This is a genomic window from Sutcliffiella rhizosphaerae (genome assembly GCF_917563925.1).
Classification (GTDB): Bacteria; Bacillota; Bacilli; order Bacillales; family Bacillaceae_I; genus Sutcliffiella_A; species Sutcliffiella_A rhizosphaerae.
Genome location: NZ_CAKJTJ010000059.1, coordinates 1 through 12,226 on the forward strand (window position 1 = coordinate 1; position 12,226 = coordinate 12,226).

The 12,226-nt window shown below is 39.4% G+C and carries 12 protein-coding genes; 6 read left to right on the forward strand and 6 right to left on the reverse strand.

The features are described from left to right. Positions 1 to 133: 133 nt before the first annotated feature. Positions 134 to 1,774 (reverse strand): pyridoxal phosphate-dependent decarboxylase family protein, encoded by a 1,641-nt coding sequence (locus LRP81_RS22200; protein WP_230505261.1) that lies wholly within the window; start codon positions 1,772 to 1,774, stop codon positions 134 to 136. A 202-nt stretch (positions 1,775 to 1,976) separates the two neighbouring features. On the opposite strand from LRP81_RS22200, the gene LRP81_RS22205 reads away from it, so the two are divergent. The 3 genes from LRP81_RS22205 to LRP81_RS22215 all read left to right on the forward strand — a co-directional run bounded on the left by LRP81_RS22205 (position 1,977) and on the right by LRP81_RS22215 (position 4,015). Further along, a complete protein-coding gene (locus LRP81_RS22205) occupies positions 1,977 to 2,951 on the forward strand; it encodes an N-acetylglucosamine kinase (protein WP_230505242.1) in 975 nt (324 codons plus the stop codon). 117 nt (positions 2,952 to 3,068) lie between these two features. Next, the gene (locus LRP81_RS22210; protein ID WP_230505244.1) at positions 3,069 to 3,608 is read left to right on the forward strand and encodes a cupin domain-containing protein; all 540 of its coding nucleotides are present in this window, start codon (positions 3,069 to 3,071) and stop codon (positions 3,606 to 3,608) included. A gap of 140 nt (positions 3,609 to 3,748) precedes the next feature. Then, complete coding sequence (locus LRP81_RS22215) at positions 3,749 to 4,015, forward strand: hypothetical protein (RefSeq protein WP_230505245.1); 267 nt, start codon at positions 3,749 to 3,751, stop codon at positions 4,013 to 4,015. A gap of 27 nt (positions 4,016 to 4,042) precedes the next feature. On the opposite strand, the gene LRP81_RS22220 is transcribed toward LRP81_RS22215, so the two are convergent. From LRP81_RS22220 to LRP81_RS22235, 4 genes are all read right to left on the reverse strand, one after another. Beyond that, positions 4,043 to 5,383, reverse strand: a complete 1,341-nt coding sequence (locus LRP81_RS22220; protein WP_230505247.1) for a (Fe-S)-binding protein — start codon at positions 5,381 to 5,383, stop codon at positions 4,043 to 4,045. Further along, on the reverse strand, positions 5,380 to 6,792 hold the full coding sequence (gene glcD, locus LRP81_RS22225) for a glycolate oxidase subunit GlcD (protein WP_230505250.1): 1,413 nt from the start codon (positions 6,790 to 6,792) through the stop codon (positions 5,380 to 5,382). The genes LRP81_RS22220 and glcD overlap by 4 nt, the downstream gene beginning before the upstream one ends. Before the next feature lie 98 nt (positions 6,793 to 6,890). After that, positions 6,891 to 7,970 (reverse strand): CdaR family transcriptional regulator, encoded by a 1,080-nt coding sequence (locus LRP81_RS22230; RefSeq protein WP_230505252.1) that lies wholly within the window; start codon positions 7,968 to 7,970, stop codon positions 6,891 to 6,893. A 78-nt stretch (positions 7,971 to 8,048) separates the two neighbouring features. After that, the gene (locus LRP81_RS22235; RefSeq protein ID WP_230505254.1) at positions 8,049 to 8,468 is read right to left on the reverse strand and encodes a pyridoxamine 5'-phosphate oxidase family protein; all 420 of its coding nucleotides are present in this window, start codon (positions 8,466 to 8,468) and stop codon (positions 8,049 to 8,051) included. Positions 8,469 to 8,600: 132 nt separating this feature from the next. On the opposite strand from LRP81_RS22235, the gene cax reads away from it, so the two are divergent. Together cax and LRP81_RS22245 are read left to right on the forward strand one after the other, a co-directional pair. Continuing rightward, on the forward strand, positions 8,601 to 9,659 hold the full coding sequence (gene cax, locus LRP81_RS22240; RefSeq protein WP_230505255.1) for a calcium/proton exchanger: 1,059 nt from the start codon (positions 8,601 to 8,603) through the stop codon (positions 9,657 to 9,659). Between the two features lie 315 nt (positions 9,660 to 9,974). After that, positions 9,975 to 10,583, forward strand: a complete 609-nt coding sequence (locus tag LRP81_RS22245; protein WP_230505257.1) for a YczE/YyaS/YitT family protein — start codon at positions 9,975 to 9,977, stop codon at positions 10,581 to 10,583. 240 nt (positions 10,584 to 10,823) lie between these two features. Here the strand turns inward: LRP81_RS22245 and LRP81_RS23560 are convergent, their stop codons facing one another. Beyond that, the gene (locus LRP81_RS23560; RefSeq protein ID WP_399208216.1) at positions 10,824 to 11,225 is read right to left on the reverse strand and encodes a TIGR04104 family putative zinc finger protein; all 402 of its coding nucleotides are present in this window, start codon (positions 11,223 to 11,225) and stop codon (positions 10,824 to 10,826) included. 39 nt (positions 11,226 to 11,264) lie between these two features. On the opposite strand from LRP81_RS23560, the gene LRP81_RS22250 reads away from it, so the two are divergent. Continuing rightward, positions 11,265 to 12,074, forward strand: coding sequence for a YfkD famly protein (locus tag LRP81_RS22250; protein WP_230505259.1), 810 nt, complete (start codon positions 11,265 to 11,267; stop codon positions 12,072 to 12,074). Positions 12,075 to 12,226 lie beyond the last annotated feature (152 nt).

Genomic DNA, 12,226 nt, shown 5'->3' on the forward strand with positions numbered 1-12,226 from the left:
CCGCTAGTGTAATCTAAAAAATAAAAGCATATTTTTATACTAAAAAACCGAACATATTTGATCAATCACTCAAATAAGTTCGGTTTTGTCTTAGGCTAAAACATTTTTGTCCCAGCCCCTTCTTTTTATGCTTTTATACTAGTTCTGCTACGGATATTGCTTTAAGATGAATCGCCATATGTTCTTTTAAAAACGTAATATAGCGGTCGACTTCCTCTACAGTTGTGTATGGATTGGTTGTATAAAATTTGTGCACATATACTGGTAAGCGGTTCTCATTGTCACTTACATTTATCAATCGTTGTTTCTTCGTGTTACCAAAGAAGATAATGTCGCGATCTAACCCGATTAACTCCGCATATTCTTCATTGTATAGGTTAATTCCCGTAACCTCATTGCTTGTTAATTGTCCGTTAAGCTCCTCTTGCCATCGAGGGTATTCCGGATAGAATCTAAAGGTAGTTACCGGTGAAACGTCATTGGTGAGTTCTACATTTGTGAATTCTGCTTTTAACGCTTTTCTAAAAGCTATATTCACTTTTAGGTAGTTTGCTAGCATCTGCTGATATCCTTCAAAACCAAAAGCTAACAGAGAAGCATAAATTGCGATGGAGCTTCCCATTCGAGAGCATTCAAGCGTATAGCTTGTATGATAGCTGCCGTACCCTCTGTTCCCTACATATGGCGTTTCCGAAGCGTCCAAATCCAGATAAACTAAATCTTTTTTGTCTTTGAATAATAATAAACTCGTAATATATGGAGTTTGGCCAAGCTTATGAAAATCATAGACCATACTATCGGCCAAGTGGGTATGTCTAAATTTACTTTGGTAAATCTCTAGCACATCTTTTACTTCCTCATCAAATGCAAGGGGATTAAGATGGAAATCATATTCATTAAAGAAAGTGTACATTCCGCCCATAGCAGTGTCAGCGTGGATGTAAACTGGTGCCAACTGATAGGTGTGCTCCATTTCCTTTAAAACTTCTTTCATTTCGTAAATATCGTCTATACCAAATGTATCAGTAGTACCCATTGTTGCTAATACATAAATAGGGATTCCACCGTGTGCAATAACTTCTTCCATTTTCATTTTTAAGTCCTGTAAATCCATGGAGTGATCCTTCTTCACTTTTACGCGAACCATGTTATTGATACCTAAGCCTGTCGCTTCCATAGACTTATAAAGGCTAAAGTGAGATAGCTCAGAACAGAAACAATAGAGGTTATTTGGTATACCTTCTTTATTTGATAGCGGGAATTGACGAGCAATCGCTAATCGAAGGGAAGTGAAAACAGCTCCTTGACCACCCCAAGTCGTATAACCGGCACTTTCTACTGGGTCATACCCAACAATTTTGGAAAGCATACTTGTAATGCGAACTTCCGCGTTTGCAGCAGCTGATCCATCTACATCCCAAAGATTATTCCCGTTTAAAAGGACCATCACTAAATTACCTAGAATACTAGCGATATTAGGAAGTGGCGTAGCATTAGCTAAATAGTTACTATTTAAGTATCGATGCCCTTTTACAAGTTCCATTAACTTTTCAATGGTCTCTTCCATAGACACCCCTTGCTCTGGTACAAAAGCACTTTGGATGATACGGTTATAGTAATCTTCCGAATAATTGGGCATGTCTCCTAAAGTTAGTTTATTTGGATCCTTTAGTTCATCCATTTTCGTTAATATCTGATTCATATATCCAAGCAATTCTTCCCGTTGAGGCTGATTTCCGTCAGCACTTGGGAACAATTTTTGGATGTCCTGCATAATCGTTGTCATGTATGTTTCCTCCGAAATTCATGTTGCATAGCCATGCACACTAAAAAGAACCCTTGGCAGGTTCTCCCCCTATTTCATAAATAATATATTTATACGTTTATTTTACAACTTATTGTATTTACTATCAATTTTACCTTTATTTGTTTTAGAAAAATATTCTATAGTTAAAGAAAACGAAGGAGTGAAATCGATGATTATTGGCATTGATGGTGGGGGCACCAAGACAACAGGTGTCGTCGTTGATGAGAGTGGAATAGTGCTAAAACTAGCAACAGTTGGCCCGACCAATCCTAATAGCGCAAATGGAGAAGCAATTAAACTAGAGTTTGAAAATCTTTTTTCACAATTAGATATAAAACAAAAATTGACAGCAGATGACATTGTCTTTGCTGGAATATCTGGAGCGGAGAGTGGGGGTAAAAAAGAGTGGTTTCAAGATCTACTGGCGGATCTCCTTGGACATTCACCTTCCATAACAGTTGACAATGATGCCATTACTGCCTTGTACTCAGAAACGAAGGGAGAACCAGGAATTGTCTGCATAAGTGGGACAGGTTCTATTGCGTATGGAGTAAATGAGAAACAAGAGCGTGCCAGAGTAGGTGGCTGGGGTTATTTAATAAATGATGGCTACAGTGGGTTTACGCTTGGAAATAAATTAATAGAGTATGTGTTTGCAAGATTTGATGAAGGAGTTATAGATTGTGCACTTTCTTTGGCAGTATTAGAACATTTTCAGGTAAAATACATTCCGGATCTAGTTCCAGTGGTGTATGAGCAAGGGAAAACACGAGACAGAATAGCATCAGCTGCCAGAATTGTAGTAGAGGAGTCTAATATCGGAAATCTAGTTTGCACTTTTATGATTGAGCAAGTAGCTGAAGCGATGCTCAAGGATATTAAACTACTATTAAATAGGTTGCTAGAAGGCAGTATACATAGTATCACTGAATTTCCAATTGTTCTTACCGGAGGAATTAACCAACATGCACATGGTCTACTTAACTATTTGCAGAAAAAAGTAGAGCAGGAAAATCTCCCAATTCTATTTAAAATTGCAGTTCGTAAACCTATCCTTGGTACGGTCTATGCAGCATTGAAGCAAAGTGATTTAGAAATTTCGGCAAGCTTTGTGGAAAAATTGGAGGCGAGTTTACTCGACTAAATGATAGCTATGTTTCAATTCTCTTTCAAAATTTTTATAATGAGGTGCGAAAGCATATACTTTTCAGTACCTTCCCAATTTGGGCAGCATAGACTATTGTGACCATATTGGAAAGGAATGAAGAAAGTGTACAATCCATACTACTATTATTGGCAGACACCAAATAGCTATTGGAATCCATCGGGAGATTATCGAGGTCATACTTACTATTCATCTCCAGTCAATTACAGACAATCTTACATGGAACGAATTCCAATGAAGGACTACGGAAAACAACCGTTTGTGATTGATATTGATCAAGCTACCAAACAAAATAACACGTACCGGACTGCCATATGGACAGGGGATCATTTGCAAGTAACGTTGATGAGCATCAATGTAGGGGATGATATTGGACTTGAGGTTCATCAAAATGTCGATCAGTTTCTGAGACTAGAAGCTGGGCAGGGGATCGTACAAATGGGTCCAACAAAAGAAAATCTAAATTACCAACGAGCAGTATCAGATGGTTTTGCCATTATGGTGCCAGCAGGAACATGGCACAACGTAACAAATACAGGAAACACACCACTTAAACTTTACTCTATCTATGCCCCACCTAATCATCCATTTGGGACGGTGCATCCGACAAAAGCAGATGCAATGAAGGAGGAGTAAGGGGGAAAGCAAGAAGGAAGTATGAGAAGTTTTTCCTTCTTGTTTTTTGTTTTGGAGGAACGTGCCAAAAGTATAGCAGCTACTTACTGTTTATATTATGCACCAATCGATCGCAACCACTTAAAGGGGGATGGGTATGCGTGACTGAAAAAAAGAGGAACGCCGATATTAGTCATGAAAAGAGCAGATGCGTGACTGAAAAGAAGAAGAAAGCCGATTTCAGTCATGCAAAGAACAGATGCAGGACAGAAAATGGGAGAATCGCGAATTTCAGTCCAGCAAAGGTCAAATGCAGGATAGAAAATGGAAGAACCACCAATCTCAGTCCCGCAAAAAAAGTACATGCATGGAACACTCAATTATCTGTTAATCGTTTCAAAAAAAAGGATAATTCATCCATTTTTTAACCGCGCCATTCATAAGTCCACAAAAAATTACCTTTCCATGACTGTCTCAACATCCGCCTCTGTAATATCAAGGGCTTCCATTAAGAAATCTGCAATATGAACGGCACGAAGAATGCCAGTGAGTCCTTCACGCTCAATTCCAAGCTTCATTTGTAAAAGACATCCGGGGTTTGCGGTTACAATAGTCGTTGCTTCACTTTCTGCTACTTTTTCCATTTTATGATCAAGAATTTGCATAGACATTTCTGATTCTGTGATGTTATAAATGCCGGCGGAACCGCAGCAGCGATCTGCATCCTTCATTTCAAAAAAATCTACACCCTCTACAGCCTGAAGTAAAAGTCGGGGCTGTAAAAACGTGCCTTGTACATTACGGAGGTGACAGGAATCCTGATAGGTAACACGCTGGGGACGGAGAGTAAGCTTGTGCTTTTTATGGAAACCAAGCTCTACTAAAATTGCTGAAATATCTTTGATTTTAGATTGGAATGCACTAGCTCGTGATGACCAGTCTGAATCATCTTTTAAGAGATGATCGTAATCAACGAGAAAGGCTCCACAGCCTCCTGCATTAGTAATTATATAATCGACGTCTAGATTTTCAAAAGCCTTTATATTTTTTATAGCAAGCTCTTTTGCCTTGCTCTTTTCTCCGCTATGGCCATGAAGGGCGCCGCAGCAGTTTTGCTCAGGTGGTATCACTATTTCACATCCTGCATGCTGCAATAATGTCAACGTGGCATTATTGGTTTCCAGGAACATGGTATCCATCAGGCATCCGGTAAAAAAGGCAACTCTTTTTTGTTTGGAAGCAAGAGTCGGAAGGGCGGTCGGTCTATTCTTCATATCTTTCATAGTTGGAGCTTTTGGAAGTACTTTTTCCATGGTTGCTAGGCTCTCTGGAAAAAGCCTCATCACACCCGTTTTATGAGCAACTGCTTGAAGTCCTGACCTTTGATAGATGCCGAGGAAATTAGTTAGCAAGCGCATTCTGTTTTGGTAAGGAAATACGCCATCAAAGACAACCTTTCGTAGGGCCCTTACAGGTACAGAGTGTTTCTTATGCTGCTGGATAATATCTCGTGCTTCCTCCAAAAGGTGTCCATATTTTACGCCGGATGGACAAACGGGTTCACAAGCTCGGCAGCCAAGGCAAAGATCAAGGGAACGTTCCACATCTTCATCTGGTTCTATAATGCCATCCACGACAGCTTTCATTAAGGCAATCCTACCTCGAGGCGAGTGGGATTCTTTATATCCAGATTCCACGTAAGTAGGGCATGAAGGGAGACAAAAGCCGCAGCGCATGCAGTTTAACAGTTCGTCTTCATCCATTCTCTCTTTAAAAGCTTGTTGCATTTTTGTCATTTAGAAATCACCACCCGTTTTCTTGTTTCCTTTGCGAACACTTTTCCTGGGTTCATAATATTTAATGGATCAATAGCCTGTTTGATTGCCTTCATTACTGCAATGCCCTCGGTACCAAGCTTCCATTCTAGATAAGGTGCTTTCATGAGTCCGACTCCGTGCTCTCCTGTAATAGTGCCACCTAGCTCAATGGCAGTTGCAAAAATATCTTCAAAGGCAGCTTCGACCCGTTCCATTTCTTCGTGATTTCTGGCGTCTGTTGGAACAGTAGGGTGGAGGTTACCGTCACCAGCATGCCCAAATGTACAAATTTTCACCCCATGTTTTAGTCCAATTTCGTTAATCGCGTTGACCATCGTGGCAATTTCAGAACGCGGGACGGTAGCATCCTCTAAAATGGTTGTTGGTTTCAGCCGAGCGAGTGCAGATAGTGCAGAACGTCTAGCGGTTCGGAGAGCTTCGGCCTCTAACTCGGACTGAGCCATATCAACCGATACAGCACCAGACTGCAGGCATATTTCCTGCATTTTTTTCATATCACGAACAACGACTTCAAGTGGCCCATCCTGTTCGATGAGCAGAACCGCTTTAACGTCAGTCGGTAAACCGATTTTGGCAAAATCTTCAACTACCTCAAGGGTGGGCTGATCAAGAAACTCTAGTGTTGCCGGAATAATCATATGGGAGATGATAGTGGACACTGCCTTTGCAGCTGCTTCCATATCCTGATAGGATGCTAGCATCGTTTGTTTCGTTTCGGGCATAGGGACAAGCTTCATTGTAGCCTCAGTAATGACAGCAAGAGTTCCTTCTGAGCCAACTAATAGCCTTGTTAAATCATAGCCAGCCACATCTTTAGCAAGCTTTCCGCCGGTCTTGATAATGTCCCCATTAGGCAGCACTGCCTCTAGACCAAGTACATAATCACGGGTAACCCCATATTTCAGTCCCCTTAGTCCACCAGAATTTTCATTAATATTACCGCCAATGGTTGATATTTTCATAGAGCTTGGGTCTGGTGGATAGAATAACCCTTTTGCTTCCACTGCTTGAATCATGTCGAGCGTCACAACCCCCGGTTGTACCGTAACAGTCAAATTCTCTTCATCTATCTCAAGCATTTGGTTCATCCGTGTAAAAAGAAGGACAATTCCTCCTTCTGTTGGACAGGTCCCCGCACAGAGATTAGTTCCAGATCCTCTAGGGACAATTGGAATCTTAAATTCGTTGCACAACTTAACAATTTGCGAAACTTCCTTAGTATTCCTTGGGACCATTACCGCATCTGGCATCGCCTGGTAGTTTGGAGTCGCATCATAAGAATATACAAGCTTTTCTGCCGCGCTGTCTCTATAGTTTTCCTCTCCAACAATTTCAATGAATCTTTTTTTTGCCTTTTCCGATATCACAAAAACCCCTCCTTTGTAATAGAATGTTTTCTTTCATTCTATAAAACAAAGAAGGGGGATTCTATGTGTATATCACTAAAAAGAGGGTGCTAAATAGGCTAGTTCTTTGTAGTTTCCTCTAAAAAATGAAGAGAGACATTAAGAGCGGTGAGATCGTCTACATTTTTTAACTGCAGGTTAGTGAGCGATTCTATTTTTCTTAGCCTGTAATGCAGAGTATTGATGTGAATATGTAGCATCATTGCTGTATCTTTTAACGAAAGATGGGATTTGAAATAGGTTTTTAATGTTTCCAGTAATTCATTTTCTTCGAGAACACTCTTTAAAATTCGTGAAGAAAAAGCAGTTTTCTCCGTAAGTGGAATTGCCTGTAGCATGATTTCGAGACGTAGATCTGAATCAAAAACGATAGGCTTTTCAGGTGTGCAGGTTTTCAGCGCTCTTTCTGCTTCTTGATAGGAAGATTGAATATTAGTAGAGGAAGTATTCTGTCCAACTCCAAGAAATACAGGTGCTTGAGTATGGTTCTCAAGTTTTTGATGAATAGATGAAATCTTCCGTGTAGTAGATTCTTCATCAGATGGGGCAAGCAAGAGAATCATTCGTTTCTCTCCCCAGCGCACAATGATATCATCGGGATTAAGTGCAAGTTCGGTAGCTATTGCACTTTCATTTTGCCATTCCATTAATGCTACTTGGCGGGGAAGCTGAAGGTTGATTCCCAATAACTCGGCACGCTTTTCAATGGAAGTAAGGGACTCTTTTGCCAATAACCAATCAAACACAAAGGTTTCAAGTGTTCTTGCCTCCCATTCAAACTGATCTTGATAATGATTTTCTTGAATAAGTAGTTCCGTCATTTTTTTGATTAATTCGCCGTAAGGAAGGACTGTTTCTGGAGAACCAGTGATACCGATGACACCGACTACTTTTTGTTGATGGAGAATCGGAAGGTTGATTCCTGCTCTCACGCCTTGTAGTATTTGTTCATCCGCTTTTGTAATCACACGCATCTGGTTTTCCTTCATCGCGAATAGAGCACCTTCATGAAATGTCCCAACTCTTTTGGAATCAGTACTGGCAATAATCGTTCCCTCGGTATCTACCATGATAAGGTCCTCTTTAATAAAGTCCTTTATTTCTCTCATTATCTTTTTGGCTAGGGACGTTTTAAGCACAGAAGTACCCCCAATTACGTTTTAAGTTGTTATATCAATAGTATAACACGGTGTATGGGGAATACTTCTATCATATAGCTATCTTTCCCAAACCTCTGGGTCACTTCCAGCACTTTCAAAATATCGAATAATCGAAGGAGTAAGTTTTAATAAAAGATAATCCGGATCTTCCGGGCTTTTCATCCATTCGGACAGCTTTGCATTCCAGAATTTTTGTTTAAGGTCACTATTGTCCTCAAAGCTTGCTTCTGCTTCCATTTCTACATAAGGTTTATGAAAGTCGACAGCATCCATCCCTAAAAGGATATGTACGCGGGGATTTGCATGAATGTCTTGCATCTTATGTGTATTTTTGTTTGTTGCACAATATAAGGTAAGTTCTTCATGAAAAAATAACATGAAGCGAGAGTAGGGACGATTGTCTCTTATAGTAGCCAGTGTTCCTATTTTATGGTTAGATATCATCGCAGTAATTTTTTGTTTTAAATCAGCATTCATATTTCACAGCACCCTTCACATATAGTTTCTTTTGTTAATGTGCCATTTTCGCCGAAATTTTAACCAGAGAAAAACGATAATCTATTCCTTTTAAGGAAATGATAAGGGTAAAAATGTGAAGTGAGTGAGTATATGTATAAAGTGTTTTTTCTGATGATAGCAATCGGTTTCCCTCTGTCAGTCCTTGGTTCCCTTCTCCATTGGCCAGTTGTACTTTTGTTTATTATTTACTGTTTAACCATTGTGGCACTGGCAAGTTTCATGGGTCGCGCCACAGAAAGCATCGCCATACATACAGGACCAAGGGTTGGAGGACTGTTAAATGCGACATTTGGGAATGCCGTGGAGCTTATTATCGCCTTTTTTGCTTTGAAAGCGGGACTCATCACAGTGGTATTGGCCTCTTTGACAGGGTCGGTAATAGGAAATTTGTTGCTCGTAATGGGACTTTCATTTTTTATTGGAGGAATCAAATATAAACGGCAAACATTTAATGTTTTTGATGCCAGACATAATTCAGGACTCCTAGTATTTGCTGTTTTAGTTGCCTTTGTGATTCCAGAGATTTTCTCACAAGAGATGGAGCCGAAGAACACCTATACTTTAAGTGTCGGGATATCCATTATTTTAATTCTCCTTTACTTAGCTGCCTTGTACTTTAAGCTTGTCACACACCGGGGAGTATACCAAACGTCCGACACAGAAAACGAAGCTGTTGAGCAAGAAGAAGCAGAATGGGGGAAAAAGAAAGCTATTCTCATCCTATTGCTAGCTACACTTGCAGTCGCGTACGTGTCAGAGTCGCTTGTCCATACCTTTGAAGAAGTTGGCGAAGCATTTGGCTGGACAGAGCTATTTATCGGAGTCATTGTCGTAGCAATAGTAGGAAATGCGGCAGAACACGCATCAGCGATCATCATGGCCTATAAAAATAAAATGGACATTGCAGTCGAGATTGCAGTCGGATCCACACTTCAGATTGCCATGTTTGTAGCGCCACTTCTTGTTTTGATTTCCTTCTTTTTTGAAAAACCAATGTCTCTTGTGTTTACTGTTCCAGAATTAATTGCCATGGTAACAGCAGTTTTACTAGCTATTGTCATCTCCAATGATGGGGAGACAAACTGGTTCGAAGGGGCCACAGTTTTAGCTGCATACTTTATTATGGGAATTGGTTTTTTTCTGTTATAGGATATGCATAATGATATTAAAACAAGGAGGCCTCTGTGTGAAAAGCAACACAGAGGCCTCCCTATGGCTGGCGCAGTGAAACATTTTAAGTACGTAATAAACTAAGGAATAAAAAGCTTTTATATGATTGCGTTGGAAAATCACTCCTTCACATTGAGATGCTTAATAGCTTTAAACCCCTCCTTCATCCAAGATATAGTAAAATATATAAACTAAACGTTGTGAATATTCTAATTGATTTTTAAAATTCATATTTTGTTGTTTCGTGCTTACAATGGTAAAGTAGGACAGGTGAAAAGAAGAGGTGCTTGTGGAATGTTTACCAGAGTTTTATTTTACTTAATCGGTTTGTTTATTTTATCCTTTGGGATTAGCTTATCCATAATATCTGACCTTGGTGCGGGGGCATGGGATGCACTGAACGTGGGACTTTCTAATACATTTGGTTTAACGGTAGGTAGCTGGGTATTTATTGTAGGTATTATACTAATCATCATCAACGCCTGGTTACACAAAAGAAAACCTGATTACTTGGCTGTCATCACGATTTTCCTAGTGGGTGTTTTCATTGACTTCTGGTTGATACAAGTGTTACCAGAATGGTCACCAGAAAGCTTGATCATTCGCTTTATAGTTCTCCTTATTGGAATGACGTTGATGGCTATTGGTATTTCTACTTACTTACAATCAAAACTTCCTGTTATTCCAATTGATAACCTCATGCTTGGCATACAAAAACGCTTAAAAATAAAGATGATGACAGCGAAAACGATCGGTGAGGTCGGTGCGTTAATTGCAGCCCTTATCTTCAAAGGACCGATTGGGATTGGAACCTTTATCATCACATTTGGTATTGGACCGCTAATTCAACTATTTTTCCCTGTATTAGAAAGATTATATAAAAAATTACAACACGGGAGCTGATCTGATAGTGGCTCTTGTGTTTTTAATTTTTGGTTGCAATCATAAGTTCGTGCCAAACTATGCAGAGTTGATGCCAAAGGATTCTGTGCTGTTATTTTAGAAAATAATAAATCCGAATCGTGGAATAATTAATCCGGTTATGCTGATATTAAATCCAATCTCTATTACTGATATTTTACACAACTAACTATAAAGGCGGATTATTTGATTATGTAGTTTCATGCAAAACCGAAATTCCATCTACCATAGAGGTTCGTTCTCACTGCTCAGCCTATAAATATACGGGTAGAATGAGATCAGAATAAAGTAAGAGAACACAAGAAGCGGTATTCCAAATTTCATTTCAAATGCAAAGATAATTAAAGGCAAATTTAAAAGCGAAACAAAAAACATGAGGAAACTTATTTTTTGTCGAGCGTTCTTTGTAAGAAATTGAACTTCCCCACAATTTGGACACTTCATTTCCTGTTTAAAGGTCAAAGATGCCTTCCAGGTTTCTTTGTATTTCCATTGTTTGTTGCATTGATGACATGTCGGTGTTTTCATTTCTATACCCCCTTTTCTCCCTTTACGATTTTTCATCAAAAAAGTTTCATAATCAATGGATAATCTTACTATTCTTCGAAAAAGATAACCATACATAGATTTATAAGCTAACTGAAAGAAAGGAGTCTTTTTAGCATGCGCATTCTTCAATTGCTTTTAGTTACCCTCATGTCTTTTGGTATTACATGGAGCGGTGTTCACGCAGAAGAAACCAAGGTTAAGGATAACGAGAAAAAACTAGAAATACCAAATTCCGTTCTCGATATTTCGAAAGATAATACGTATCCAAATCCATCACAGGATGTTCCTTATTTACAACCGAGTGAGCTCTCGCAAGAACTAATTGATTCTTCTAATGTGAAAATTGAAAACCCTAAGCTAATCAAAATTTTCAATGAATCCAATATTTCTCCGTCGCCAGTGGCAATTGGGTATAGAGCTACTATTTATCTCGGTCAATGGCCGTTATCCTATGAATCCTCTGAGACGAGTGTAAATTGGGAATATCAAAAAATCAATACGAACTACACAGACAATCGTGGGGGGAAAATGCCTCAACAGATCCATTATCGTCAAGAAGCACAGAAAAACATCAAAGGTGGACTTACCTCCAAGGTTGAAAATGCCGAGGATGTTAAGGAAATGATGATGCTAAAAGCAATGGACAAGACGAAGCTGCCTTTGTCCTTCCAAACCATCGTTGGAGCGGGAACAAAAAAGGATCAAGTCTATAACGTTCCAGTCAAAAAGCTAGGCTATCTTTATGCTTACACTCCAGCTGTAAGTGAAAAAGGTAAAGTAACCTATGGGGAAGTCTACCTTGTGTTAAAAGGTAAAAATGTGAAAATTGTGGTGAAAAATGTAACATCACAAGGAATTGGAGCCTGGATTCCTGTACAGGATCACGTTAGCTTTTTGTATACGGCATCAGATCGTCCAAGATAAAAGAAGCGGGGCTGGGACAAAAATGTTTTACCCTAAGACAAAACCGAACTTATTTGAGTGATTGATCAAATATGTTCGGTTTTTTAGTATAAAAATATGCTTTTATTTTTTAGATTACACTAGCGGTTGATTGGAGGGCAAGACGTAGACTC